Source organism: Salipiger sp. ABF4_146 (assembly GCF_056161345.1).
The window spans coordinates 52,513-77,525 of record NZ_JBSWYX010000015.1; the positions used below are offsets into that span (position 1 = coordinate 52,513).

Here is a 25,013-nt window from a genome sequence, read left to right on the forward strand (position 1 = left end):
GGGAATCCTTTTGGGAGAGAGCATATGCTGACCGTTGAAACCCGCCACGCCATTCACCCCACCCACGCTCGCGACATGTGGACCGAAGAACTGCGCGAGCATTTCCTTGCGCAGGGCATGTTCCGGGAGGGCGAAATTCGCCTCGTTTACACCCACTACGATCGCTTCGTCATGGGCGGCGCGGTGCCCGGCAGCGGCACGCTGACGCTGGACGTGGTCGACGAGACCAAGACGCCGAACTTCCTCGACCGTCGCGAAATGGGCATCGTCAACATCGGTGAGGCGGGCACCGTCGGGGCCGGCGGCGAGACCTACGAGATGGGCCGCGGCGACGTGCTGTACCTTGGCATGGGCAGCGGCGCGGTGACGTTTTCGGGCGCGGGGCGCTTTTACATCACCTCCTGCCCGGCGCATAAGGCCTACCCCTCGAAGCTTGTCACCCTTGCCGACTGCAAGGAGGTGACCATGGGCGCGCCCGAGACCTCCAACAAGCGCACCATCAAGCAGTTCATCCACCCGCAGGTGATGGAGAGCTGCCAGCTGATCCTCGGCTATACCTCGCTGGAAGAGGGCTCGGTCTGGAACACCATCCCCAGCCACATCCACGACCGGCGGATGGAGGCTTATCTCTACTGGGGCATGGACGAGGACAGCCGTGTGCTGCACCTGATGGGCGAGCCCGATGAGACCCGCCATCTGTTCGTCGCCAACGAGGAAGGCGTGGTCAGCCCCAGCTGGTCGATCCACTCGGGCGCGGGCATCGGCGAATACACCTTCATCTGGGCCATGGCGGGCGACAATGTCGATTACACCGATATGGACTTCATCCAGCCCAAGGACATGCGCTGATGTCGGGGCTGTTTTCACTGGACGGCAAGCGCGCGCTGGTCACCGGTGCCAACACCGGTATCGGGCAGGCCATCGCGGTGACGCTTGCGGCGCAGGGCGCAGCGGTCACCTGCGTCGGGCGGCGCTCCTGTGACGAGACCGTGGGGATCATCGAAGCGGCGGGCGGCAAGGCCGAGGCGCTGCGGCTGGATTTCTCGGACCCGATGGCCGCCAAGGAGGTGTTCGCGGGCGCGGGCTATTCGCTGCTGGTCAACAACGCCGGGATCATTCGCCGCGCCGACAGCACCGAATATTCCGAAGAGGATTGGGACGCGGTGGTCGACGTCAATATGAAGGCGCTGTTCTTCACCTGTCAGGCCTTCGGACGCGAGCTGATCGCCACGAGGCAGGAGGGCGCGGTGGTCAATATCGCCTCGCTGCTGTCGTTTCAGGGCGGCATCCGGGTGCCGGCCTATACCGCCTCGAAGCACGGTGTGGCAGGGATCACCAAGATCCTCGCCAACGAATGGGCGCCGCATGGCATCACCGTCAACGCCATCGCGCCGGGCTATATCGCCACCAACAACACCGCCGCGCTGCGCCAGGACCCGGAGCGGTCGAAGGCCATCCTCGACCGCATCCCCGCCGGGCGTTGGGGCGATCCCGAAGACATCGCGGGCACGGCGGCTTATCTCTGCTCGCGCGCGGCGCGCTACGTGACCGGGGCGGTGCTGAACGTCGACGGTGGCTGGCTGGCGCGCTGACCGGCCGCTGCGGCGGGGGTGAGCGCAGGACCGCCTCCGGCGGGCGTATTTTTGAAGAGAAGAAGGGCAGGGCGCTTTCCGCGGATCGGGGGCGCCTTGCTCTTGAGAACGTCTTTCCGGGCGCCATCTGAAGAGGCAAAACGGAAAGGTTTCTAACATGTCTCGCATTTTTCTCATCGGTGCCACCGGCGGCATCGGCCGTCGTCTCCTCTCGCTGCTCGTCAAGAGCGGCCACACCGTCACCGCGCTGCACCGCAAGCCCGAGCAGGCCGAAGACCTGCGCGCGCAGGGTGCCACGCCGCTGCAGGGCGATCTCATGGAGATGGACGCAGCCGCGATGACGACCGCTGCCGAGGGCCACGATGTGATCGTCTTCTCGGCGGGTGCGGCAGGCAGCGGCCTGGAACGGACGCGCGAGATCGACGGCAACGGCCCGCGCAAGATGATCGCCGCGGCCCAGGCCAACGGCATTTCCCGCGTCTACCTCGTTTCGGCCATCCCCGAAGCCGGGCGCGGGGGCGAGGTGAAGCCGAATTTCGAAGTCTACATGCAGACCAAGAAAGAGGCCGATGCCGCGCTGGTTGCGACCGATCTCGACTGGGTGATCCTGCGCCCGGGCACGCTGCTGCACGAGGACGGCGACGATGCGGTGAGTCTCGCGCCCGCGCTCGCCTATGGCTCGGTCAAGCGCGGCAATGTGGCGGCGGTTCTGGCGCGGCTGATAGACACGCCGCAGATCCGGCGCGAGATCGTCGAACTGACCGATGGCGACACGCCGGTGGCAGAGGCGGTGTCTGCGCTAATCCGCTGAGGGTGGTGGCAGCAGGTCCATCTCCTCACCGGTTAGTTCGGTGTGCATCATCTGCAGGGTCACATTGCCCGGGTTGCGCGCCAGCGCGTCCTCCAGCAGCGCGCGGCCCCGCGCCTCGTCGCCGGTGGCGAAGGCGATGCGGACCTGCATGATCCACGCATCCGTCAGTTGCGGATCGAGCCGGGTGGCCTCGGCGAATGCGTTCGAGGCGGCGGGCATATTGCGCATCACCAGCGCCATGCCGCCCATCTGCAGGTGGGTTTCGGGGAAATCGAGACGGCTGGCCATAGAGGCCTGCCATTCGGCAAAGGCCGCGCGCAGCGCCCGTTCGTAGCGACCGGGCATATGGGCGATTTGCGCGTCGAGCATTGACTGCGCAGCGGCCATGCGCACCGAGCGCGAAGGATCGCTGAGCGATTGCATGACGCGCGGCGCGCGTTCCATGGCCGGGGCGGAGCGCTGCAAGCGGACGGCGGCGCTGCGCACCAGCGGGTCGGGGTCTTGCAGCAAAGCTTCCAAGGCCGCGGCCTCGGCGGGATCGCCCGCCTGTTCCAGCAGATAGATGGCGGTGGCGCGCACGATGCCCGCCATGTCGGTGTCTTGTGACAGGCTTCGCAGCTCGGGCGCGGCGCGGGCCGGATCGCGGCGGCCATGGGCGAGCACCTCGCCGTAGTGCGGGCCGCGATGGGTGCTGTCGGGGAACCACTCCTCAAGCGTCTCGGCGGCCCATTCGGGGCTCTGGTCTGCGTGGCAGGTGGTGCAGGCATCGGGGGCGGCGGTCTCGGCGGCAAGATCCGGGCGCGGGATGCGGAAGGAATGGTCGGCGCGCCAGTCGTTGCCCATGTAGACGCGTTCCACCATGTGGCAATTCTTGCACTGCGCGCCCGCTGAGCCCTCGGGGTGATGCGTGTGTTCGGGGCCATCGAAGACGTCGAGCGGCAGCGACGGGAACTCTGGGTTGCCCGCCGGGCTGTGGCACTGGGTGCAGACGGCGTTGCCTTCGGCGATCAGCTCGGCCTCATGCGGCAGGTGGCAGTTCGAGCAGCTGACGCCTTCGGCGTACATCTTCGATTGCAGAAAGGAGCCGTAGACATAGACCTCGTCGAGGATCTGCCCGTCGGCCTCATAGGCACCCTCGCGCAGAAGCGAGAGGTTGTAGGTGTCGTGATACGGCGTGCCGGGCACGGGGTTGCCGTCGGTGTAGGGCTCGCGCCGCGAATGGCATGTGGCGCATTGTTCGATGGCCTGAGCGGGGTCGGACATGTCGACGGGGAAGCCGGAGGCAGAGGGCGGTGCTTCCTGCGTGGTCTCGTAGGTCTCGGCCCATTCGGCATGCGCCGCGCCGGGGCCGTGGCAGGCTTCACAGCCGACGCCGATCTCGACCTGCGTCGAGGCAAAGCTGCGGGTCTGCGGATCGTAATTGGCCTCGAACCCCGTGGCGTGACAGGCGGCGCAGCGGCTGTTCCATGTCTTGTAGGGGCCGGTCCAGTGCAGCCCGTCGTCGGGCGCGTAGTTCTGCTGCGGATAGAGGTGGAACCAAACGCCCTTCTCGGTGTCCCAGACCACGTCAAAGCTCTGCAGGCGGCCCGGCTCGGTCTCGAGGATATACTGTTGCAGGGGCTCGACGCCGATCACCGAATGCACATCGTAGTCGGTGGTGACCCCGTCGCGCTCGGTAACGCTAACGCGCGGCGTGCCGTCCTCGGCGCGGGTGAAGCGCGCCTGCATGTTCCCGAGCGTAAATGCGCTGCCGCCGAAATCCGCGCTGATGTTGTCGGCGGTCGGCAGCGTCCAAGCGAGGGCGTGGTGCGAGCCTTCCCAATCCGCGCCGGCGGCCTCGTGACAGGCGATGCAGCGCTCGGAGCCGAGGTAATCCTGCGCCATCGCCACGGTGGCGCTCAGCACGAGAACAGGAGCCAGCGCGAGGAGCATCAGGAGGCGGACGAGACGAAGTGGCATGGACGGGGATCCGGCGTAAAAATTTCAGGCAGAAAAAAGACTTGTGGCGCGGGGTGCGTCAGAGGCGATCCTTTCCGAGCGATGTGGCTGCGTCAACCCTTGGTGGTGCTGGGCGGCCGCCATCAGTCGAGAGTGATCATCAATTGCCAGTCGCCGCCCGCGCCGCTGCGATCGGCGAGGCGGATCAGCAGATCGCCTCCCTCGGGCAGCACCAGCGTCACCGGCGTTCCGGCGTCACCACGGGCAAGCAGCGTGGCGGGCCGTACGAAGGCCGCGAGGCCGATGTTGCCCGGGGCGTCGAGGGTGAGTGTGACGGCCTCGTCCGCCGGGGCGCTGGTGAGGAGGTCGAGGATTCCGGCGGGCGGCAGCGTGCCGTAGAGCAGGCCGCCGCCCATCTCTATGGCCCGGGTCTCGGTGGCCGCCACGTCGGGGCTGGTGAGCGCCGCCGGATCGGCCCCGGTAAAGGGCGCAAGATAGCCCGCCGCGACCCAGCCAGCCCGCGCGCCGTCGAGGCTCTGCAGCTGGCACCAGGGTTGAGGGGCTTCGACGCAGCCGAGGTTGCGCAGCAGCGCACCGGGATCGAGTTCGGTGATCACCGGGGCTTCGGTCGTGGGCGCGCCGCGCATCCGCAGCATGCCATCGCTGGTCACGTAGACGAAATCGCTTTGCGGCAGCTCCGGTGCGGGTTGCGCCAACAAAGGTGCGGCGAGAGGCAACGTAACAAGCAGTGCGCGCGACAAAGGGGCAAACCTCATGGTCGGGGCGCCTCCTGAGGCTCGGGGGAGCGCAGCACACCGCTTTGCATGATGACGAAGCCGCGGTCCGACCGGCGGTCGGCGGTGGCGGCGATGTCGGAGATCACGAGTGTCAGCCCGGGGTGGGCGTAGCTCAGCAGCCGCTCGCGGGTGGCCGAGGTCAGCACCAGCCGGTCGAGAATGCTGGACTCCGGCTGCAGCGGGCGCGCCGGATCGGGCTGATGGGTGACTCCGAGCCAGCGCAATCTGCCTTGTGCGGCGGCGCTCAGGACCAGCACGTGCTCGCCCAAGGGGCGCTCATCGTCGAGCAGGAAGCGCTCGGTCAGCACCTCGCGCCCGTCGCGCAGGAGCGTGATGCGCCGGTCGGGCGAGGTGACCAGCGCGGTGGTGATCGGGAAGGGGTCGGCCTCGTCCCATTCGTCGGGCCAGTCGGAGGGGCGCTGCCGCACCTCAAGCTCGCGTACCGCGCCGTCGAGCTCGGCCTCGCTGAGCCGGGTCAGCACGAAACCGGGGTGGATCAGCTCCCACGGGTCGCTGCTGTGGCCCGACACGATGACGGGCGTTCCAAGGTGGGTGATCCCGAAGAGCCGTTTCGAGAACTCGGCGGGCAGTCGCACACAGCCGTGCGAAGCGGGATAGCCCGGCAAGTTGCCCGCGTGCAGTGCGATGCCGTCCCATGTCAGTCGCTGCATATTGGGCATGGGGGCATTGTTGTAGAGGGACGAGTGGTGATCGACGTCCTTTTGCAAGATGGTGAAGACGCCGGTGGGGGTTTCGTGGCCCTCCATCCCGGTGGTGCAGGTTGAGACGGCGATGCGGATGCCGTTGCGGTAGACATGTACCCGCTGTTCGGGCAGCGAAACGATGATCGCCACCGCCCCCTGCGGTGCGCGCTCGGGGTGCCACGTGAACTCGCCGGGCATCATGCGCGCGATCTCCAGCGGCAACTGTTGGGCGCGGGCGGCGGTGGCGAACGGCATCGCCGCGGCGCAAAGCAGGGCACGGCGGGTCAGCATGCGGTGGGGGCGATCGGCGTGTTGAAGGCGGGCATCATCGGCAGGGCTTTGGGCAAGGGTGCATCAGCGGCGGGCGGGAGGTGCGCGCCGTGTCAGGGCACGCAGCGCTACGAGCAAGGCGACGTTTGCAAGCGGTGCGAGCGCGGCAAGCCATGGCCAGAGGGGCTGGGGAAAACTGTCGATCATTCGGTTCCATGGCAGGCCGAGCGGGATCAGGAACACGCCGGCCAGCGGGTCCCGCTCGAGCCCCAGCAGCCCGAACTGGCCGAGCAGAAACAGCGCTATTGCCGCCGCATAGGCCAGCAGCAGGCCCCAGATCAGCCCGGTCAGCAAGGTCCGAAGCACGCGCGGCTCCCGGCGTTACATGGTGCCCTCGTCGGTGGTCGACATGATCTCTGTCGTGCCGCCGTCGGCAAGCGCGAGGCAGGTCCATCTTGCGCGGTCCGGGCCGACGCCGATCTGCACGCGGATACCGCTGTCGGTCAGCGAGTTGCCCATCAGCGTCACATCAGTGGTTCCAGCCTTCTCCGCTACGTCGCGCAGACAGGCGGCCTCGGCATCGGTTGCGGGGCGCATCGTGGGTTCGGGGGGCTCTGACCCGCCGCAGGCTGCGAGCGCGGCAAAGAGGGCGAGGCCAAGCGTGGTGCGGGTGGCGGGGGCGGTCATGATGGTCGCTTTCTTTGGTCGATAAACACACGGTCCTTAGACGCGCTGCCGCAGGCCGCGTCAGGTTGCGGCGCCGCGCAGCAGGCGGACGATGAGGATCAGGATGATGGCGCCGATGACGCCGGCGATGATCGTCGGGATCAGGCCCGCGCCGAAGGAAATGCCGAGCAGCGGGAAGATCCAGCCGGCCAACAGGGCACCGCCGATGCCGAGAATGATGTTCATCCCCAGCCCCGAACTGCCGCCCTTCATGATGATGCTGGCGATCCAGCCGATCACCGCGCCGATGATAAGCGTGATGATGAGGTTGACCAGAACGCTGCCGCCTTCGGCCATCGCCTCGCCCGTGGCGTCCTGTGCCACGGCGGGGCCGGCCAGCAGCGCTGCGGCGGCAAGAATTTGGAGCGGTTTCATGATGTGGTCTCCTCGGGGATGACGCGCAGGGGCGCGGTGAAGCAGGGGCGCGGTGAAGATGGGGCGCCGGGGCGCAAAGCTGTGGCGGGAGGAGGGAGAGGGGGCGGCGCGGCGGATCTGTGCCGTCGGGGCGGTCGGGGCCATGGTCTCGGCCTTGCAAAGACACGGTGGAGGGCGGACGTCTCTGTTCACCTTGGTCACCCATGGAGTAAGGCTGGCGCACCATCGGCGCGTGACAGGGGTCGTAGAGTGGCGGGGAGAATGCGCCGCCGCGACCCATCGCACGGGCGAGCCGTCAAGCCATTTGATTCGAAATAAATTCAGCTCGGATAACGTGATCAGCGTAACGGAAACTCGCCAAAGTATTTCATACATTTTTCATATGCCTTTTGCGCCGGCGGTGCGGTTCCTCGGTTTCGGCCTACGGGGCACCATCCGGCGGGGCACGGCAGCACACGGGAGCAAACGGGGGCCGCGGCGTGCACACGGAACCTCAGCGGCCCGGCACCGGTTGTGCAGGCAACCCATGATTGGAAAGGACCGAGATGAGCACCGCACGAAAGAGCAAGCGCCCCGAGTCCGCGAAGAAACAGGGCTCGGATACGCAGGGCAAAACCTCCGGCACCCGTAAGGCTCAGACCGAGAAAGCCAGCACGTCGCGCAGCCAATCGCGCAAGACGCAGGTCCGCAAGAGCGGTCGCGGCGCCAGCGCGTCGAAGCAGACAGACCGCACGGGCAACGAAGAAAGCAAGGTTGCCGACGGCGGGGCCGGTGCGCCGATCATGGCAATGAACCGGCGCACGCGGGACTATCAGGCCTTGGCGCAGCGCGTCGATGATGAGGCCGTGGTCTTCCGCCCGCGCGATCTGTCGGGGCAGGCGCGGCGCCTGCACGTGCGCAGCACGATCATCGAAGACCATGCCGTGCGCATCGACCAGAAGGCCGCCGGTGCCGAAGAGAAATTCCGCGTTCTGGCGGAGTCCTTCTTCTCCTTCTTCCGTGGCACCTCGCTGCTGTTCCACCGCGACATGGCCGGGGACGATGCGCGCATGCCGACGGTGCTCTGCCTTGGCGACGTGCATCCCGACAACTTTGGCGTAATGCCAAACGCCGACAACGTTCCGATCTTCGGCGTGAATGATTTTGACGACGTGATCTATGGCCCCTTTGTCTGGGACCTGAAGCGCGGCGCCGTGGGCTTCATGATCGCCGCCGAGGAAGAGGGCGATCTGGGCCGCAAGAAGCAGCGCAAGATCGCCAAGAAATTCCTCGAAGGATACCGCGAAGGCATCGACTTCTTTGCCGAACACAACACCGAGCAGCAAAGCGAGATGCGCGAGGACAATTGTCCGAAGATCATCCGCCCGCTGTTCAAGAAGGTGCGCCGGTCGCGCGAGGATTGGCTCAAGGGCCGCTATCTCGAAGAGACGGGTCTGGGGTTTCGGGCCAACGACGAGCTGACCCCGGTGTCGAGCCGCCGCGACGAGTTTCAGACGCTGGTCGACAAGCTGGCCAATCAGAACGACATCAAGCCCGGTGGCCGTCATGGGCCGCTGCGGGTCAAGGACGTGGCGATGCGGCATGGGCAGGGCACGGCCTCGCTGGGGCTGCCGCGCTTTTACGTGCTGCTTGAAGGCCCGTCGGAGAACGCCACCGACGACATCATCATCGAGTTCAAGAAGGCCCGGCGCTCGGCGCTCGAAGGGCTGATCCCGGCGCATGATTTCAACGCCGGTGATCAGGGGGATCGCATTGCTCACGGACAGGCGGTGCATCTGGCGCAGGGCGACGTGTTCTATGGCAACGTCGAGATCGAGGGCGAGAGCTTTATGTCGCGCGAGCGGGCGCCGTTCCGCAATGATGCCGATCTCGATGACTTCTCCAAGAAGGAATGGAAGCGCTACGCCCATGCCTGCGGTTACGTTCTGGCGCAGGCGCATGCACGCTCGGACGATCTGGGGCAACTCGACTACGACATCGAGCCGGCGATCCAGCAGGCCATGGAGCCGGGCGAGTTGTTCATCGACGATATGTTGTGTTTCGCCGAAGAGGCAGTGGAGCGGCTGCGCCGCGACCATAAGCTGTTCCAGCGTGATCTGGACCTTGGCGCCTTCGAAGTGACCGAGAAGCGCTACCGCTAAGGTGCGGCCGGTCGGGGCGGCGGCGACGACGCCTGCCCCGACGCGTCTTAGACCATCGATACCAGCGCCGCGCAGACCCGGTCGCGGTCGTAGCGCTCGGCTTCCTCGCCGATGAGTGTCAGCCGGTGGCACGGGATGCCATGGCGCTCGGTCACTTCGGCGCAGGCCGCTGCGTCTTCGCTGCTGTCGCACAGCACATGGGTGATCAGGCGTGTGGCTGGGACGTCCATTCCCGCATCCGCGCGCAGCGGCGCGAGGATCGCAGCCACCCGGTCGGCCAGCGTCAGGCCCACCGCCTCTGGATCGTGCCCGAGGCTGGGAACATAGACCTTTGGCTCATCGCTGGCTGCGATGGTACGGCCCACCCCGGCTGGCAAGAGGTTGGCGATCACCGACGAAAACAGGCTGCCGGGCGGATAGCAGATCAGGTCGGCGCGGCGGATAAGCTTGCGGTTGCGCTTGGGTAGCGCCACTGTGCCTGCCGGCACTTCGCTGCCGTGCTGGCTGAGGAAAAGCCGGGTGATCGGCGTATCGAGGGGCGGCGCTTCCTTCCCGCTGATCTCGCGCTGGCCGTGGACCTTGCGTCCGTCGGCCAGTTCGACGCCGAGGTGCAGATTGCAGTCGACCACACCGCGCACCGTGCCGCGCACGTCCACCATCTTCGACATCAGAAACAGCACCGGCTCCAGCAGGCGCCCGTGGCTGAGATAGCCGCCAGCAAGAATGAGGTTGCCGATGCTGGCGTTGCGGTAGTCGAAATCGGCGGGCGCGGCGGCGTGAAATGCGTTCAGAAAATCGCGGATCAGCAGGCCCATCGGGGTGGAAATGGCTTTCAGCAGCGGGTGCTTCCCCGCGACCAGCGCAGCCACCTCCGTGCGCAGCGCCTTCGGATTGCCGTCCTTGGGTAGCCGATGGCTAAACAGGCGAAAGACATCGGGCTGGCCCAGATCGCTTTCGTCGGCCAGCGCCATCAGGCGACTGCGCAGATCGCCAACGGCGGGCATGTCGAAGGCCTCGCGCAGCACCTGACTGCTGCCGCCGCTGTCGAACGGCGTGATCAGATGGGCGGAGTTGTAGGTGTAGCTCTTCAGCGCGCGCGAGATCTGGTTGAGCGCACTTCCGCCGCTGAAGAACAACAGCCGCGGACCAAGGTGCGGGGCGCTGAGTGAGCGGGCCACCCGCAGATCGTCCGGCAGCTTGGCGCCGCGCTGAATGGTGAGCCTCGTCATCGGGTGCTCGTGCTGCTCATGAGGTGCCCTCGTTGCCTGCGGCGGCTTTTTCAGCCTTCTTTTGCCGCAGCCTAACCGCTTGTGGGGCAGGGAGGGAATAGCGAACGAGGTTCGGACGGCTGCTGGCGTCGACCACCACCTGAAGGGCGCTCCCCAGAAACGAAACATGCGCCGGCCGTTGGGCCAGCGCATGTACAGCGTGATCAGTTTTAGAGGGCGCCTCAGGCGCCGCCGCGCTCGGCGATGGCGGCCAGTGTCGGGCGCAGACCGTCGAGCGAATAGCCTGCCTTGGCGGTGGCCTGCAGAATGTCATCCGCCGGCTGCTTGCCGGCCTGACCCATCGCCCAGACCGTCGCGCAGCGGGTGCCCGAGCGGCAGTAGGCAAAGACCGGGCCGTCGGCGTTCTCGATCAGCTCGGCCTGCTGGCCGATCAGGTCGAGCGTCAGCCCGTCGTGAGTGACGGGCAGCACGGCGAACTCCATGCCCGCCGCTTTCACCGCAGCGCCGATCACCTCGGCCTGCAGCTCTGGCGGCACTTCGCCGTCGGGGCGGTTGCAGATGACCAGTTTGAAACCGGCGTCTGCAAGGGCGGGAACATCCTCCACCGCGATCTGCGGCGAGACGGTGTAGCGGGGGGTGATGCGGTTCAGGTCCATGGCCTCGGGATTATTCTGCCGCCACCGGCTTGTCGAGTCTCCTGCGCAGCATTGGTGCGCCGACCATCCCGGTCAGCATCGCCGCGACGAAGATATAGAGGCCGGGGCCGCCGTAGCTCAACGAGGCGATGGACGGGCCCGGGCAGAGGCCAGCAAGGCCCCAGCCGACGCCAAAAAGCAGCGAGCCGATGACCAGCTTGCGGTCGATCTGCGTGCCGGGTTTTCCGGGCAGCGGGCTGCCGAGCGCAGATGTCCTGCGCTTGCGGGCCACCAGCCATGCCAGCGCCATCGGAATCATCGCGCCGCCCATCACGAAGGCGAGCGTGGGATCCCACGCGCCAAAGACATCGAGCCAGCCCTGCACCTTGGCGGTGTCGGTCATGCCCGAAATGAACAGGCCTGCGCCGAACAGGCCGCCGGCGACGAGGGCAAAGAAGAGACGGGCCATATCAGATCACTCCGAGAATGTGGCGGAAGAGCAGCACGCCGACGCCGCCGGCGAGGATATAGCAGCAGGTGGCGACAATGCCGCGCAGCGACAGCCGCGACATGCCGCACACGCCGTGGCCAGAGGTGCAGCCATTGGCCAGCCGTGTACCGAGGCCAACCAGCAGCCCCGCGGCGACCAGCACCGGGATATTGTCGGTGATATGGGTGTCGACCGTGCCATAAAGCGGCAGCAGCAGGATCGGCAGCAGGATCATGCCGGCAAGGAAGCTGAGCCGCTCCCACTTGCTTGGGCCCGCGGAGCCGTCCACCAGCCCGCCAATGATCCCCGAGGCGCCCATGATGCGGCCGTTGACGAGCAGATAGACCGCCCCGCCAGTGCCGATCAGCAGGCCGCCGATAAGGCCCCAAATCCAATCTGGTTGCATTCGCGCGTTTCCTTGTCGTTCAGCCGCATTTTGCGGCACTGGACTGCATCATGGGTGGCGCCGCCGCAGGCTGCGGCGGCGTGCGCCGTGTCCGTCGGCGGACGGGCGGCGTTCGGTCAGAGCTTGTTGACCGGGACTTTCAGAAAGACGTCGCCTTTTTCGTCGGCGGGCGGCATCTGCCCGGCGCGCATGTTCACCTGCAGCGACGGGATGATCAGCTTCGGCATCGCCAGCGTGGCGTCGCGGGCGTCGCGCATCTGCACGAACTCTTCAGCCGATTTTCCGGCGCCGACATGGATGTTGAGCGCCTTTTGCTCGCCCACGGTCGTCTCCCAGGCGTAGTCGTCTCGGCCCGGCGCCTTGTAATCGTGGCCGACGAAAATGCGGGTCTCGTCTGGCAGGGCGAGGATCTTCTGGATCGAGGCGAACAGCGTCTCGGACGAGCCGCCGGGGAAGTCGCAGCGCGCGGTGCCGAAGTCGGGCATGAACAGCGTGTCGCCGACGAAGGCGGCATCGCCGATCACATAGGTCAGGCAGGCCGGGGTGTGTCCCGGCGTGTGCAGCACGTCGCCGCGCAACTGGCCGATGTGAAAACTGTCGCCCTCTTCAAAGAGCTTGTCGAACTGCGAGCCGTCGCGCTGGAACTCGGTGCCTTCGTTGAACACCTTGCCGAAGGTGTCCTGCACCACGGTGATGCGCTCGCCAATGCCGATCTTGCCGCCCAGCTCGCGCTGGATATAGGGCGCGGCCGACAGGTGATCGGCGTGCACGTGGCTCTCGAGCAGCCATTCGACCTTGTAGCCCTTCTCTTTGACGAAGGCGATGATCGCATCCGCCGAGCGGGTGTCGGTGCGGCCCGAGGCATAATCGAAGTCCAGCACGCTGTCGACGATCGCGCAGGCGGTGCCCGAAGGGTCGCGCACGACGTAGGAGATGGTGTTGGTGGCTTCGTCGAAAAAGGCGGAAACTTCAGGTGACATCATGGTCTGATCCTCCGGTTTGAGTTTCATATAGGCAAAGCTGAATGTGTGTTCAAGGATTCGTTGCGATTGACGCATATCATGGTGCGCATCACGCTTGAGGGGCATGATTCACGCATGGGCAAGGCTGCCGGACTGCCGTGGGACCAATGGCATTGGGCATGCCCTGCGTGGCAGGCAATGCCGCGCGCCCGGTTTGGGTGGCGTGACGCGACTTTGCGAAAGGCGCCGCCGGGATCAGGTTCGCGGTTGGGACACGGAGGAGACGGCAAATGACCGGGAGATATCGCATGGAAGACAGGCTGAAGCGACGGATCGACGCAATCGACCAGGCCCTGGGCGAGGTTTCGGGGGCGGAGCACGAAGCGCTCGTGGCCGAACTGCAGCGCCTTGCCGAGGAATTGCGCGCGCGCGGTCTGACGATGCCGGCGCATCTGCGCGAGCTTTTGCGCAGCGAGGAAGACGCCGAGATCGAGGCGCGGTTCGACAATATGCCGATCTGACCCGCAGCGGTCCTGACCCGGCGCCACCGCAGGGCGTGCGCCGGATTTCTCTGCTTGCTGTGTCAGCTGGAACCCACTAGCTCGCTGTGACGCCGACATGGCAGGAGCGACGGGAAGGGGCGGCTGCGCCCCGTCAGGAAGGGCAGGCAGATGGCGCGGACGGACGGCGCGGCGACGCAGGACGGGATCGAAGAGCGGATCGAGGACGGGATCGTCTGGCTCGGCTTTGCCGGAGCCGATGGCAATCGGCTGAGCGCAGCGCTGCGGGCCGAATTGCTCTCCGCCGTCGAGCGCGCCGATGACGATCCCTCTGTCGCGTGCATCGTGCTGCAAGGGCAAGGCGGATGCTTCTCGCAAGGTGCGCCGCACGCCGAGATCGAGGCACTGGACCCGCAGGTGCGGGGCGAGCCCGATATGGCTGCGCTGTGCCGCCGCGTCGAGCGGTGTCGAACGCCAGTGGTCGCCGCGCTTGCCGGTGCTGCGATCGGGGCGGGCGCAGAACTCGCGCTTGCCGCGCATTACCGGATTGCCGCGCCCGGCACCCGCGTCGGCTTTCCGAACCAGATGCTGGGCTTGCCGCCCTGCGCCGGGGCAACGCAGCGGCTGCCACGGCTTCTTGGGGCGGCGCTGACGCTGGAGCTTCTGCTGTCCGGACGAACGGTCACGCTGGATGGCGGGCCGCAGGCTGCGCTGCTCGACAGGCTGGCCGAAGGTCCGCTTGACGAAGAGGTGCGGGCCTTCTGTGCCGAATTGCAGGCCGAAGGCCTTGGCCCGCGTCCCACGGCGCGCCGTCAGGAGGGCTTTGCCGATGCGGCCGCCTACTTGCGGGCGGTGGCGCAGCACCGGGCGGAAACCGCCAAAGATCCCAACCCGGCGCGGCGCGAGATCGTCGCGGCGGTCGAAGCGGCGCAGCTGCTGCCCTTCGAGGCGGGCCTGACGTTCGAGGCCGACGCCTATGAGGATTGCCGCGGCTCTGAAGCCGGGCGCGCGCTGCGCGCTGTGGCGGCTGCCGAACGCGCGGCGCTTGGCGAGGTTCCGGCATCCTCCGCGCGCCCCGGCCCCGTTGCCGTGTTGGGCAGCGGGCCGCTTGCCATGCCGCTGGTGCAGGGACTGCTGGCGGCGGGCGAAGAGGTTGACTGGGGGTGCGATACGCCCGAGGCGCTGCGCGCCGGGGTGTTGGCGCTGCGCGACCGGTTCAAGCCAGAGGCGCCGGATGAGGCTGAGGCCGGCCCGTTGGCGCGGCTCCGGATTGGCGCACCCGAAGAGATGGCCCAAGCCGCGCAGTTGGTGCTTTTGGCCGGGCCGGGATGTCGCGAGGTGCCGATCCCCAAACAAGCGTGCCGCGTCATCGCCTACCCGGCGCCTGTCGACGAGGTAGGGCTGCGCTTCGCGCCCAGCCCGGTGGCACCACGGCTGGTGGAAGTGATCACCGGCCCCGCCGCGCAAAGCGCACAGATTGCCGAAGTGGAGGCGCTGGCGCAGCGCCTCGGACCCTTCGTGCTGCCAGTGCGGTCGGGCGGCGAAAGCCTTGGCGGGCGCCTGTTCGATGTGCTGTGCCGCGCGGCGGATGCGCTGGTCGATCTTGGGCAGAGCCCGGCGCAGATCGATGCCGCTTGCCGGGCTTGGGGTTGGCGGCGCGGCCCCTTCGTGCGCCGCGACCAGATGGGACTGGATCGGCTTGGCACGCAGCAGCGCGTCGCGGGCGCAGTGAACTGGGCCAGCGTCATGGCCGAGGAAGGACGCACGGGGCGCGGCGCTCATGCGGGGTTCTACGATTGGGATGCTGCGGGCAAACCGTCGCGCAGCGCCGCGGCAGAGGCACTGCTCGATGCGCACCGCACGCCCGCGGTGCCGCTGACTGCGGCGCGGCTGCGCGGTCTGCTGCTGGCGGCGCTGGCCAACGAAGGCGCGCGGATGCTGACGTCGGGCATGGCGCGGAGCGCTTCGGATATCGACCTCGTGGCGCTGCAGGTGCTGGAACTGCCGCGCTGGCGCGGCGGTCCTATGCACGCCACGCGCCAGATCGGCGGCGCGACGTTGCGCGCGGCACTTGCTGCGGTGGATCACCCTGATCGCGAGGTTTGGACACCGCAGCCCGCTTGGCAGCTGCTGGAGGTCGCCGTAGGCGACTGGGATGCGGCAGTGCGCGCCGCGACGCAAAAGGCCGAGCCCGCGCTCAGCCGAGCATGACGCCGACCAGCACCATCACGAGACCAAATACCGACAGCAGCAGCGTGCCCATGTTGATCGGCACGATCTTGCGCATCACGCCACGCAGCGCCTCGTCATCGAGCCCAGAGCGTTTCGCGCTCCAGACGCGGTAGATGCACCAGAAAAGCCCGAGCAGCCCTGCAAGAGAGACCGCAGCGCCGGTCCAGATCAGCCATTCCATGCCGCAACTCCCCTGAATGTGATGCGCGATGAGATGCGGCGCCGGGTACTGCATCGCCCCCCGCGCCGCAACCCCTTGATGGGCGCGGGTAGGGGGGGTAGTCAATCGCCCGATACCGGCAGGAGATGATGTGATGCAGGACAATGATTCCGGCGCCTATGGCGTCGCGGCGGGTGAACTGAAGCAGTTCATCGAGCGTTTCGAGCGGCTCGAGATGGAAAAGAAGGAAATCGCCGACCAGCAAAAAGAGGTGATGGCCGAGGCCAAGGGGCGCGGCTACGACACCAAGGTCATGCGCAAGGTCATCGCGCTGCGCAAGCGCGATCAGGATGACATCGCCGAAGAAGAAGCGGTGCTCGAAATGTACAAGGCCGCGCTCGGCATGGCCTGAGCCCGGCGCCGGGGCCCCGGCCCCGGCCTCCCGCATGGTGTAAGGTCCGCGAGCGTCGGCAGCGTGCGGACCGAAAAGACCTCCCATCTCTGCTACTGGTGGTCTGTGGCCATCGGAGCATCGCCCACAAACTCGACACATCGACGTCCAACGTATGAGGTGCTCAACTTATGGGTGGCCTCTTCAGGGTGCCAGCCCCCGTACGCCCTCCATCTGCGACATCTGCCACACGTCCTCGTCGTAAAGTTCGGTCAGCATGTCCACATAGGCTGCATCCCAGCCGGGCATGTCGAGCTCTTCTTCCAAGGCGCCGGGCAGCGCGTATTTCTCCAAGAAGGCGGTCATCACCCGACGCTTCTGCGTTTCGGTCACCTGCGGGTTATCGCGCAGGAATGCGCGGAAGCGCTGCATCGCCTCGGGGCTGACCAGTTCGGAGAACAGATCGAAGCTGCCTATGATCTTGCGCTGCATCTCGATCCCGGCGGCTTCGCGCAGGATTTGCCCCCACAGCAGCGGCGTATCTTCGTTGCACCACAGCAGCAGCGGCACGCCGGGCAGTGCTTCGCGCAGGCGTGCGACAAGGTGGGACCAGCGCAGTTGCATTGGATCGGCGCCGGACAGAAAGCTGTCCACAGTCTGATGTGGCGTTGCGCGCAGCATCGCGGGAAGCCAAGTGGCGAAATCGCGGACCCCGAGCAGGATCTGCAACTCGTCATGCGCAAAGATCTTCGCCACCGCCTGCAACCGGCGTTCGGCCTTGCGGTAGAGCACGCCGCCTTCCAGTGCCAGTTTCGGCACCGCGAGCAGCGTCTCATGGCTCAGGATCAGCCGTTTGACCTGCTCGGGGTCCTCGCTGAGGATCGCGTCGAGCAGAACATCGCGCGCCTCCGGAGCGGGGGGGGTGGCGCCGAGCTGGCTGACCACTTCCGAAAGCAGCATCCGATAGCGGGACGGACCGGGGATCGCCACGCCGTCGCGGTGAAAGTCGTCGGCGTTGCGCAGCAGCCCCTTGAGAAGCCGGTCGTCGTCCGTGCAGTGGGCGCCGATATGTAGAATGACCTGCATGGCCCTGCCGTTCCGCCTGCTCTTTCGATTGCCTGTTGCCCGCATTATAAGCTCTTTGCATTCAAGCGAAACCGCGCGCCTCCCGAGGCAGCCATGAAGGAGCCGCCATGAGCCTTGCCGACAACAGCGCCCCGCGCCGCCTGCGCCTGCGCTGGCCCAGCCCTTGGTCCCTTGGCGCGGCGCTGATCGCGGCCGTGGTGGTGGCGCCGATCCTCGCGGTGCTGTGGATCGCCCTGTTCCCCAGCGAGAACATCTGGCCGCACCTCGTGTCGACGACGCTGCCGCGCTACTTCGGCAATACGCTGCAGTTGATGGCCGGTGTTGGTCTGCTAGCCGGCGCGGCGGGCTCCGGCGCGGCATGGCTGATCGCACGCTACGAGTTTCCAGGGCGCCGCTGGCTGGAGTGGCTGCTGCTGCTGCCTTTGGCGATCCCGGCCTATGTGGGGGCCTACGCGCTGGTGGATTTCCTCGAATACGCCGGGCCGGTGCAGACCGGGCTTCGCCAGATGTTCGGCTGGCAAACCTCGCGCGACTATTGGTTCCCCGAGATCCGTTCGATGGGCGCGGCGATCCTCGTGCTGGCGGCGGCGCTTTACCCTTACGTCTACCTGCTGGCGCGGAATGCCTTTCGCGAACAACCCGGCAGCGCCGATGAGGTGGCGCGGTCTCTGGGGCAGGGCGCCTTCGCCCGGTTCTGGCGCGTTGGCCTGCCGCTGGCCCGGCCGGCGATCGCCGCTGGCGTGGCGATCGTGATGATGGAGGCGGTCAACGATTTCGGCACGGTCGACTACTTTTCGGTGCAGACCCTGACCACCGGTATCTTCAGCGTCTGGCTGCAGAGCAACAACGCCGGCGGCGCGGCGCAGATCGCCGGGACCGTGCTGGCGCTGGTGATCCTGCTGGTGCTGCTGGAGAAGGGCTCGCGGCGCAAAATGCGGTTCTTCAACCTGTCCTCGCGCCACCGTCCGGTGGCGCGCACGCGCCTTCAGGGCGGCTGGGGCTGGCTGGCGCTGCTGGCTTGCGGCATGCCGTTCGCCATGGGTTTTGTGCTGCCGGCGTCGGTGATCCTCGGCCACGCGCTCGACAATGCCGATGCCTGGAGCGACCCGGATCTCTGGCGTGCCGGGGCCAACACGTTGACGGTGGGGGGGATCGCCGCGGTGCTGACGGTGCTGGGCGGGGTCTTTCTCGTCTACGGTGTGCGCCTGTCGGGGCGGCAGTTGCCCCGATTGCTGTTGCCGGTCTCGACCATTGGCTACGCCGCCCCCGGTGCGGTGCTGGGCGTCGGCATTCTGATCCCACTGGCGGCGGTCGATCACGCGCTCGCCGACACCGTTGAAACGCTGACCGGCGTGGATATCGGCCTTGTGCTCACCGGGTCGGCCTTTGCGCTGGTTCTCTCATATTTCGTGAGGTTCTTCGCCATTGCGCAGGGGGCGGCGGACGCCGCGATGGGGCGGGTCTCGCCCAACCTCGCCCGCGCTGCCCGTTCCCTTGGCCGCACACAGGGCCAGACGCTGCGCGAGGTCTACTATCCGCTGATGCGCGGCTCGGTCGCCTCGGCGCTGCTGCTGGTGTTCGTCGATTGCGTGAAGGAACTGCCAGCAACGCTGCTGCTGCGCCCGTTCAACTACGAAACGCTGGCCACGAGGGTCCACGAGCAGGCATCGCTGGAAAACCTTGGCGGCGCCGCGCCCGCTGCGGTTCTGGTGATTGGCGTCGGGCTTGCGGCGGTAGGACTGCTTGCCAAGGCCAATCGGTGAAAACCCTCTTGCACCCGGAGGCCAAGCTGGCATATCCCTGCGCGCACGGTGCCCCTATAGCTCAGCTGGTAGAGCAACTGATTTGTAATCAGTAGGTCCGCGGTTCGAGTCCGTGTGGGGGCACCATTTCAATATCCAGGCTTTGATATTGCAGCGTTTTTTCGCCATTTTGTCCCACGGGATTTAGGCGTGGGACAGCTAAGCTGGCGTGTGCCCTTGCGAGACTTGGCAATGCTTCGATCAGTGCGTCCGGCCTGTCGTGACTAGTATGAACGGGATATCAATGAGATTCTCTACTCGGCGACGTGGCATGCGAGGATGCAGATCTACCTGAGCACAAGACTTGAGTTCGGCATCGTTGAAAAGAGAGACCGGTGTCGTCCAAATTGACACCGGTCCTGCTATAGGGCCGCTGCGAGCGCAGCATGAGCCTCCCTTCCCATGGCTTAGCTCAACAAGGGAGATTCTTGTGGGCTGGCCCTGCTCAGGTCGCACAGAGGAGGAAGCGAAACGAAGTTCGATGACAGCCCGGAAGAAGCCGAATCTAGGCCGCTCTACGCTAAAGGCCTAATGCCACGGACCTCGTCCTTTTATTGTGACGAAAAATCTTAATCACAGCAACGATCGATTTTATTTCAAATCAGCCGCTGCCTCACTTTCTTTTCTATTTTTCCTCATTTTTCGCGATACTATCAAGCCAGAGGACACAACTATTGCCACAGCTGTCAAAGTAGCGCCACCGAGAGGTGTAAAAATCGCATTAACCATCTGCCGTGCCCACGCGAACGACATACCGAATGTGACGCACATAAAAAGAAAGGATATGCCAGCTCCGGCGTAATATGTGGCGTCACTTCGTTTAATGTCTGCAACGTACTTCATGTGTTTGTACAGCGGGTGCAATGTCGCGACGCATAACAACAACGTAGCGATCACTGTCAGTATTCGAAATACGTCTGTTTCACCATTCTTCACGCCGGAGATGCTACTGGCAACCTGAATGATTGACAAAGCTCCTAAGCGTGTTGCCCAGCTATCGAATAATTCGCCCTTCGGCAGAGCATCTGTCCACCATGTTTGTCTGCTCATTGCTATCCCTCATTTTCTGGTTAAACGAAGTGCCGAATACCAGGTGAAAATTTCTTGGCAACCTCTTCAAAAGGTCGAAAGCGCATTCCTTAACAAGGTGAGGCAAAATTGTAGGCTTGCCATTCTTCGAGTCTGCCAACGTCGCAGCCTTTTTCTGGGATCATTGTTTCACGGGTGCTGGCTCCGCGTTTGCGCAACGCTCATTGATCTGCGGCGCCACAATCGGAGGGTTCTGAGGGATCATCCGGGTTACTATGCTCTGGACTTTCTGTGAGCGCTGGTGCGGAAGCCGCTCGGTCTCGAAGTGGCATCAATCTCCTCTTCGGCGCGATAGATCACCCTACATATTTGCTGCAGAGGGCTGCTGGATCTGAAAGTCCTCGCGATCTCCAATGCTTCGTCGCGCCACTGGACTTCACCAGATCCTGAGGCCGCCCACCATCTGCATCGCTTCACGCGCCAACCGGCGCCGCTCTGCGCTCTTCGTGTAGATCGATGATGTGGTCGGTTCGGTGTGGCTGAGGATCGACATGATCTGCAGTTCGGAACAGCCCAGTTCCCCCAGCAATCCCCCAAGCGCCTTCCGCAGGCCATGCGACGATCGTGCCGTGAGGCCGGCCTCCGATGTCCATCCCTGCACGCTGTTGCCTAGCACCTCGGGGCTGCGGAAGGGGCGCCCGTGCTTGCTGAGCAAATACGTCCTGCCCTGCACCGTCATGCCGCGCGTGGCGGCAAGCAGCTGCGGCGCCATGGGTAGGCTGGCCGGCGCGCTGCCTTTCTTTCCCGGCTGCCAATCGAGCCAGGTGATTCCGTCGCGCTGAACCTCGTGCGCCCGGCCGAGCAGGTAGAGGTCACCTCGGCGCGCTCCGGTGAACAGCGCGAGGATGAGCCAGAGCCGCGGCATCGAGCCCTCGGGGTGATGGCCGAGAAACGTCTTCACGTCTTCGGTCGACCAAGGCACCGCGCCGCCTTTGCTTCGGTGCACGCGCCTGATGCCCGCTGCCGGGTTCGTCTGGACGCGGCCGAGCTCCATCGCCCACTCGTAGGCCGAGCGCAGCGCCTTGATGCAGTTGTCGGCCTGCGCAGTGCGCGCTCCCCAATGGTCGCGAATGTGCACCATGGCCTCGCGCGGCAGGTCACAGTGCAGCGAGCCCATGCGGTCACCTTCGGGAGTGATGACCTCGCGGGCGCGGAGCATCAGGCTCTTCCGCTGGCGTAGCGTGTGAGGTGAGGCGTTGCCTGCTTCTACCTTCAGTTCAAGCGCGGCGAGGTAGTCATCGACCAGAGCATCTAGGGACGCGACGGGCGCCGCGGATGTCTTCTCCACTACCTCGATCGTCTGCCCGGCGCGCGCCGCCCAGTAATGCTCGGTGAAGGTGGGATCGTCTGGGCCAACCGGGATCACGATCCGCCGCTTCGGCTGCCCCTCGACGCGCACCCGATGCCGGATCGCGCCGCTCGGCAGCCGCTCCGGCACGTATCCCTTGAACCGCACTTGCACGTTTTTCATCCCTTTGTGTGGCCCCAGCGCTTGGGTTCAGCTTGGCTCGGCTCGCTGGATTCTGCCACGGCTTTGTCTTTTGCCTCTACGGTGAAGCTGCCGTCCGAGCCGACGCGTACCGCCCCAGGCGCCATGCCGCAGGCAATCAGCGCCTCGATGACGTTCTTGACGGCGGCGGCGGAAGGTCGGGCTCGGGCCATGGTTACAACTCTCCGTCGAATAGCGTCAGCGCGCAGAGGAAATTGGGCGAAAAAGCATCGGCCGCATTGCTGTCACTTCTACAACGGATTGTGCTGCCTGTACCCACCGGTTGATATCCACAGAAACCTCGGCAACTGCGGGCTGAATGCGTCTCGACTGAGGCCGAAAGTTGCCGCAGCTTGGCCGAGGTCCGTGAGTGGGCTGATGCGTCCGCAGACCTCTCGGTCACGAACGCCGGAATTTCCCCTCTGCCGAGAGGGAGGGCAATAATTTGAAGCCATTGATTATGTTTTACCAGTCGCCCCGGTTTGGACCTTAATTCTCCATTCCGGGGCTTTTGGTGGATGACCAAAAGATCGCCTAGATCAACGGCGTCCATCACAGCCACCCCATCCACTTGAACCCGGCGATCCACGCGCCCACGCCCACGACAGCCGCGATGAAGAGCATCTGCGGGGTAGTGAGCGCCGGCTCTGCAAAGAGCCAGTGGCCGGCGAGCTCGACGTCTCCCTTCAGCGGCACGCGCGGCGCTGCGGGGGCGTTAATGGGTTCGCGCAGGCTCATCAGGCCATCCCAAGAGCGGCTTTATACATCTCGAGCACCGCCTCTTCCTCGGCGATGTCGTCGCTGTCGCGTTTGCGCAGCGCGATGACCTTGCGCATAACGGTGGTGTCGTAGCCCCGGCCCTTGGCCTCGGCCATCACCTCCTTCTGCTGATCAGCGATCTCCTTCTTCTCATTCTCGAGCCGCTCAAAGCGCTCGATGAATTGCTTCAGCTCGCCCGAGACAACGCCGTAGGCGCCGGAGTCTTGAGTGTCGGTGGTCATGGTTTCGTCCTTCGTATCGAGTGGTTAGAGGATTGCGTCGAGAAGCAACTCGAGGCTGCGGGTGGTCGGCCACCAAGCGATCGCGGCGCCGGCTGCGATGGCGGTGAGAACCCACCGGGCGCGGGGCGCGGGGAGCTTGCGCTGGGTGGGGTGGCCCCACGGGCCGGAGGTGCGCGGCGTGTGCAGGCTCATCCGGTTGACCCGCTGGCGGCGCTCCTGCGCTTCGATGATGCGCTCCACGCGGTCGCACTCGCGGAGCTCGGCCGCGACCTGCGCCAGCGTGGGCTCATCGGCGGGGCGGAGCGGGGGCAGGGCGGCAGCGCCGCGGTATGCCCTGAGGCGCTGGCCTTCGGTGGGTTGGATGCTCATGCCGTGGCCTCCCGGTAGGCGGCGAGGGCAGCGCTCGCGATGTCGGCCTGCATGCGGTCTTTGCTGTCGTCGCCTCGCTCAATCGCCTCGAGGGCTTCTGCCATTTGCTCTGCGGCGACGATGGCCTTCACCATGTCCTTGCGGGCAGGCTCGCGCAGAGCTTCGCCTTGGCCGCTGTGCGCGCCCTTCTGGTGCTGGTCGACCGCGGCCGAGGTGCGCGAGCGCTTTCCGCATAGGCTGCAATAGTGCAGCCCGAGAACCGGGCGGCCCGCTGGGCGGCGCGGGTCTTTGATCTGCTCGATAAGGGTCACTGGTCTCTCCTCACTACGGTGCCGTCGACGCGGCGCTTCCAGCTCGAGCCCTTCGAGCCCGGAATGGTGTTGCGGGACTTCGGGGCGAGTCCGAGGTGCTTGTTGTGCTTGCGGGCCTCGGTGGCCTTCTGGGCCACGTCCTGCCGTGTCTTCGCCCGGTGGCAGGGCTTGCGCAGCGCGCGCAGGTTGCCCTCGTCGTTTGCGCCGCCGAGGATCAGGGCCTGCTCGTGATCGAACTCGATCGGCTCGCCGGCCATGCCGAGCTTGACGCCGCAGCCGCATCCGCAGCGCCCCTCTTGCCGGGCGACGATGCGCGCCTTGACGCGAGCCGGGGGCGGGGTGTCGTCGGTGCGGCCGACCCATGCTGCTACGGAGCGGCTCATGCGGCCCTCTCCCGGTCCCAAGGGTCGAAGCCCATCAGAGCGGAGAAGCGCGCCTGCGCGTGCTGGAAATAGGCAGCGAACTCGCTCTCCGTCATGCGGTTGAAAGCGGTGCTCTGCACGCGGACCTCCTGCTCGTTTGTGAGCGGGTTGAAATAGGTCTCGACGTAGCCACAGAGCTTCTTCAGGTCGGTGTGAAGGTGGTCGGCGGTGGGCCATGCGTCCGTGGCCTTCACCGCCACGTGGAGCCCGGCCCAATACGCTGCATTGCGCTGTTCGGTGCGCCCCTTGCGCGCCTTGGCGGCGAAGACCTGCCCGTTCACCGCGTCGCCGAGGACGTGCGCGGTGTGGGCATTGTAGGGCTTCAGGCCTTTCGGCGTCTTTTGGATCAGGAGCGGCGGCGGGTTCTGCATCAGTACGTCTCCCGCTCAGTCCAGCTGCGCACGCCGTCGATCGCTTTGTCGCGGTGGTTCCGGCGGACATAGTCCTCGATGAAGGCGGTCATGGCGTCGCGGTCGTTCTTCGCGATCCAGTGCAGCGCGGCGCGGTGGTCGTCGATCTCGTGCTTGGCAACAGTGCGGAGGCCCTTCACCTTGTCGCGGCTGGCGGCCGAAGAGGCGCGCTGCGCGGCCTTCGCCTCATCCTGCGCTGCGGCTGCCGCACGCTGGCTTTCGATGTCTCCCTCCTGCGCGGCGCGGGTGGCTTCCTCGGCCTCCCGGCGCTTGCGATCGGCTTCCTCGCGCGCCTTGCGCTGTGCCTCGGCCTTCTCGCGCGCCAGCTTTTGCTTGAAGCCGTTGCCGAGCGCGGCGAGGCCTTTCTTGAGGCGCTCGATGTCGTCGAGGCTCGGCTTCCACCGGGCCTTCTCGTCCTTCCACGCTTTGTGAAGGGGCCCCGCGGCCGCCTTCTCTGCGTTGGTCAGATCGGTGGAGCACTGGCGGATGTCAGAGAGAAGCGCATCGACCGCCTTCATCTGGTCCTCGGTCTCGACCTTCGAGCCGTCCAGCCAGTTCTCGGCCTCAGAAATTGCGTCGCCATAGGGGGCGAGGGCGGCGTCGATCGGGTCGACCTCCTCAGGAGGCCGGTTGTGTCCGATCTGGGCGATGTTGTCGGCTTGGTCCTTCGGCATT

Annotated in this window: 31 protein-coding genes and 1 tRNA gene; 9 read left to right on the forward strand and 23 right to left on the reverse strand. The window is 65.9% G+C overall.

Annotated elements, in window-relative coordinates:
• Positions 1-24: 24 nt before the first annotated feature.
• The 3 genes from kduI to ACXAJT_RS19740 all read left to right on the forward strand — a co-directional run bounded on the left by kduI (position 25) and on the right by ACXAJT_RS19740 (position 2,403).
• Entirely contained in the window at positions 25-849 is an 825-nt protein-coding gene (gene kduI, locus ACXAJT_RS19730; RefSeq protein ID WP_475237887.1) for a 5-dehydro-4-deoxy-D-glucuronate isomerase, read from the forward strand.
• Complete coding sequence (gene kduD, locus ACXAJT_RS19735) at positions 849-1,592, forward strand: 2-dehydro-3-deoxy-D-gluconate 5-dehydrogenase KduD (protein ID WP_475237893.1); 744 nt, start codon at positions 849-851, stop codon at positions 1,590-1,592. The genes kduI and kduD overlap by 1 nt, the downstream gene beginning before the upstream one ends.
• A gap of 157 nt (positions 1,593-1,749) precedes the next feature.
• On the forward strand, positions 1,750-2,403 hold the full coding sequence (locus tag ACXAJT_RS19740; RefSeq protein WP_475237897.1) for an SDR family oxidoreductase: 654 nt from the start codon (positions 1,750-1,752) through the stop codon (positions 2,401-2,403).
• Here ACXAJT_RS19740 and ACXAJT_RS19745 read toward each other — a convergent pair.
• The 6 genes from ACXAJT_RS19745 to ACXAJT_RS19770 all read right to left on the reverse strand — a co-directional run bounded on the left by ACXAJT_RS19745 (position 2,392) and on the right by ACXAJT_RS19770 (position 7,213).
• Positions 2,392-4,362, reverse strand: a complete 1,971-nt coding sequence (locus ACXAJT_RS19745; protein ID WP_475237901.1) for a multiheme c-type cytochrome — start codon at positions 4,360-4,362, stop codon at positions 2,392-2,394. The two genes, ACXAJT_RS19740 and ACXAJT_RS19745, sit on opposite strands and share 12 nt — an antisense overlap.
• Before the next feature lie 122 nt (positions 4,363-4,484).
• Positions 4,485-5,117 carry an SH3 domain-containing protein gene (locus ACXAJT_RS19750; RefSeq protein WP_475237905.1) on the reverse strand — a complete coding sequence of 211 codons (633 nt, stop codon included), beginning with the start codon at positions 5,115-5,117 and terminating at the stop codon, positions 4,485-4,487.
• Entirely contained in the window at positions 5,114-6,133 is a 1,020-nt protein-coding gene (locus ACXAJT_RS19755) for a L,D-transpeptidase (RefSeq protein WP_475237908.1), read from the reverse strand. The genes ACXAJT_RS19750 and ACXAJT_RS19755 overlap by 4 nt, the downstream gene beginning before the upstream one ends.
• A gap of 63 nt (positions 6,134-6,196) precedes the next feature.
• Positions 6,197-6,478 carry a hypothetical protein gene (locus ACXAJT_RS19760; protein ID WP_475237910.1) on the reverse strand — a complete coding sequence of 94 codons (282 nt, stop codon included), beginning with the start codon at positions 6,476-6,478 and terminating at the stop codon, positions 6,197-6,199.
• Between the two features lie 15 nt (positions 6,479-6,493).
• Entirely contained in the window at positions 6,494-6,799 is a 306-nt protein-coding gene (locus tag ACXAJT_RS19765; protein WP_475237913.1) for a hypothetical protein, read from the reverse strand.
• Positions 6,800-6,859: 60 nt separating this feature from the next.
• A complete protein-coding gene (locus tag ACXAJT_RS19770; protein ID WP_475237915.1) occupies positions 6,860-7,213 on the reverse strand; it encodes a GlsB/YeaQ/YmgE family stress response membrane protein in 354 nt (117 codons plus the stop codon).
• Positions 7,214-7,758: 545 nt separating this feature from the next.
• Between ACXAJT_RS19770 and ACXAJT_RS19775 the strand changes: the two genes are divergently transcribed.
• Positions 7,759-9,354 (forward strand): DUF2252 domain-containing protein, encoded by a 1,596-nt coding sequence (locus ACXAJT_RS19775; protein WP_475237917.1) that lies wholly within the window; start codon positions 7,759-7,761, stop codon positions 9,352-9,354.
• Between the two features lie 47 nt (positions 9,355-9,401).
• Here ACXAJT_RS19775 and ACXAJT_RS19780 read toward each other — a convergent pair whose 3' ends face one another.
• From ACXAJT_RS19780 to ACXAJT_RS19800, 5 genes are all read right to left on the reverse strand, one after another.
• Positions 9,402-10,583, reverse strand: coding sequence for a GAK system CofD-like protein (locus tag ACXAJT_RS19780; protein WP_475237920.1), 1,182 nt, complete (start codon positions 10,581-10,583; stop codon positions 9,402-9,404).
• Between the two features lie 221 nt (positions 10,584-10,804).
• On the reverse strand, positions 10,805-11,239 hold the full coding sequence (locus ACXAJT_RS19785) for a protein tyrosine phosphatase family protein (RefSeq protein WP_475237923.1): 435 nt from the start codon (positions 11,237-11,239) through the stop codon (positions 10,805-10,807).
• Positions 11,240-11,249: 10 nt separating this feature from the next.
• The gene (locus ACXAJT_RS19790) at positions 11,250-11,687 is read right to left on the reverse strand and encodes a DUF6691 family protein (RefSeq protein ID WP_475237926.1); all 438 of its coding nucleotides are present in this window, start codon (positions 11,685-11,687) and stop codon (positions 11,250-11,252) included.
• 1 nt (position 11,688) lies between these two features.
• On the reverse strand, positions 11,689-12,114 hold the full coding sequence (locus ACXAJT_RS19795) for a YeeE/YedE family protein (protein WP_475237929.1): 426 nt from the start codon (positions 12,112-12,114) through the stop codon (positions 11,689-11,691).
• Between the two features lie 116 nt (positions 12,115-12,230).
• Positions 12,231-13,094, reverse strand: coding sequence for an MBL fold metallo-hydrolase (locus tag ACXAJT_RS19800; RefSeq protein WP_475238147.1), 864 nt, complete (start codon positions 13,092-13,094; stop codon positions 12,231-12,233).
• A gap of 272 nt (positions 13,095-13,366) precedes the next feature.
• On the opposite strand from ACXAJT_RS19800, the gene ACXAJT_RS19805 reads away from it, so the two are divergent.
• Complete coding sequence (locus tag ACXAJT_RS19805) at positions 13,367-13,597, forward strand: hypothetical protein (RefSeq protein ID WP_475237931.1); 231 nt, start codon at positions 13,367-13,369, stop codon at positions 13,595-13,597.
• A gap of 150 nt (positions 13,598-13,747) precedes the next feature.
• Positions 13,748-15,787 carry an enoyl-CoA hydratase-related protein gene (locus ACXAJT_RS19810; protein ID WP_475237933.1) on the forward strand — a complete coding sequence of 680 codons (2,040 nt, stop codon included), beginning with the start codon at positions 13,748-13,750 and terminating at the stop codon, positions 15,785-15,787.
• On the opposite strand, the gene ACXAJT_RS19815 is transcribed toward ACXAJT_RS19810, so the two are convergent.
• Positions 15,774-15,989 carry a hypothetical protein gene (locus ACXAJT_RS19815; protein WP_475237935.1) on the reverse strand — a complete coding sequence of 72 codons (216 nt, stop codon included), beginning with the start codon at positions 15,987-15,989 and terminating at the stop codon, positions 15,774-15,776. The two genes, ACXAJT_RS19810 and ACXAJT_RS19815, sit on opposite strands and share 14 nt — an antisense overlap.
• A 133-nt stretch (positions 15,990-16,122) precedes the next feature.
• On the opposite strand from ACXAJT_RS19815, the gene ACXAJT_RS19820 reads away from it, so the two are divergent.
• Positions 16,123-16,380 carry a DUF2312 domain-containing protein gene (locus tag ACXAJT_RS19820; RefSeq protein WP_066109573.1) on the forward strand — a complete coding sequence of 86 codons (258 nt, stop codon included), beginning with the start codon at positions 16,123-16,125 and terminating at the stop codon, positions 16,378-16,380.
• A gap of 183 nt (positions 16,381-16,563) precedes the next feature.
• Here ACXAJT_RS19820 and ACXAJT_RS19825 read toward each other — a convergent pair whose 3' ends face one another.
• Positions 16,564-17,445, reverse strand: a complete 882-nt coding sequence (locus tag ACXAJT_RS19825) for a hypothetical protein (protein WP_475237937.1) — start codon at positions 17,443-17,445, stop codon at positions 16,564-16,566.
• 107 nt (positions 17,446-17,552) lie between these two features.
• On the opposite strand from ACXAJT_RS19825, the gene ACXAJT_RS19830 reads away from it, so the two are divergent.
• Positions 17,553-19,208 carry an ABC transporter permease gene (locus tag ACXAJT_RS19830; RefSeq protein WP_475237940.1) on the forward strand — a complete coding sequence of 552 codons (1,656 nt, stop codon included), beginning with the start codon at positions 17,553-17,555 and terminating at the stop codon, positions 19,206-19,208.
• A 50-nt stretch (positions 19,209-19,258) separates the two neighbouring features.
• Positions 19,259-19,334: transfer RNA gene (locus ACXAJT_RS19835), tRNA-Thr, on the forward strand.
• A gap of 504 nt (positions 19,335-19,838) precedes the next feature.
• Here the strand turns inward: ACXAJT_RS19835 and ACXAJT_RS19840 are convergent.
• The 10 genes from ACXAJT_RS19840 to ACXAJT_RS19885 form a co-directional block, all read right to left on the reverse strand.
• Complete coding sequence (locus tag ACXAJT_RS19840) at positions 19,839-20,297, reverse strand: hypothetical protein (RefSeq protein WP_475237942.1); 459 nt, start codon at positions 20,295-20,297, stop codon at positions 19,839-19,841.
• A 415-nt stretch (positions 20,298-20,712) separates the two neighbouring features.
• Complete coding sequence (locus ACXAJT_RS19845) at positions 20,713-21,807, reverse strand: tyrosine-type recombinase/integrase (protein ID WP_475237944.1); 1,095 nt, start codon at positions 21,805-21,807, stop codon at positions 20,713-20,715.
• Positions 21,804-21,998 (reverse strand): hypothetical protein, encoded by a 195-nt coding sequence (locus ACXAJT_RS19850; protein WP_475237946.1) that lies wholly within the window; start codon positions 21,996-21,998, stop codon positions 21,804-21,806. The genes ACXAJT_RS19845 and ACXAJT_RS19850 overlap by 4 nt, the downstream gene beginning before the upstream one ends.
• A 379-nt stretch (positions 21,999-22,377) precedes the next feature.
• Positions 22,378-22,563 carry a hypothetical protein gene (locus tag ACXAJT_RS19855; protein ID WP_475237947.1) on the reverse strand — a complete coding sequence of 62 codons (186 nt, stop codon included), beginning with the start codon at positions 22,561-22,563 and terminating at the stop codon, positions 22,378-22,380.
• The gene (locus tag ACXAJT_RS19860; protein ID WP_475237949.1) at positions 22,563-22,826 is read right to left on the reverse strand and encodes a DUF2312 domain-containing protein; all 264 of its coding nucleotides are present in this window, start codon (positions 22,824-22,826) and stop codon (positions 22,563-22,565) included. Before ACXAJT_RS19860 ends, ACXAJT_RS19855 begins: the two co-directional genes overlap by 1 nt.
• A 24-nt stretch (positions 22,827-22,850) precedes the next feature.
• Positions 22,851-23,195 carry a hypothetical protein gene (locus ACXAJT_RS19865; protein WP_475237951.1) on the reverse strand — a complete coding sequence of 115 codons (345 nt, stop codon included), beginning with the start codon at positions 23,193-23,195 and terminating at the stop codon, positions 22,851-22,853.
• Positions 23,192-23,506: a hypothetical protein gene (locus tag ACXAJT_RS19870; RefSeq protein ID WP_475237953.1), complete on the reverse strand. Its 315-nt coding sequence runs from the start codon at positions 23,504-23,506 to the stop codon at positions 23,192-23,194. Before ACXAJT_RS19870 ends, ACXAJT_RS19865 begins: the two co-directional genes overlap by 4 nt.
• The gene (locus tag ACXAJT_RS19875; protein ID WP_475237956.1) at positions 23,503-23,889 is read right to left on the reverse strand and encodes an HNH endonuclease; all 387 of its coding nucleotides are present in this window, start codon (positions 23,887-23,889) and stop codon (positions 23,503-23,505) included. The genes ACXAJT_RS19870 and ACXAJT_RS19875 overlap by 4 nt, the downstream gene beginning before the upstream one ends.
• Positions 23,886-24,299 (reverse strand): hypothetical protein, encoded by a 414-nt coding sequence (locus tag ACXAJT_RS19880; RefSeq protein ID WP_475237959.1) that lies wholly within the window; start codon positions 24,297-24,299, stop codon positions 23,886-23,888. Before ACXAJT_RS19880 ends, ACXAJT_RS19875 begins: the two co-directional genes overlap by 4 nt.
• Positions 24,299-25,012 (reverse strand): hypothetical protein, encoded by a 714-nt coding sequence (locus ACXAJT_RS19885; protein ID WP_475237962.1) that lies wholly within the window; start codon positions 25,010-25,012, stop codon positions 24,299-24,301. The genes ACXAJT_RS19880 and ACXAJT_RS19885 overlap by 1 nt, the downstream gene beginning before the upstream one ends.
• Position 25,013: the final 1 nt, after the last annotated feature.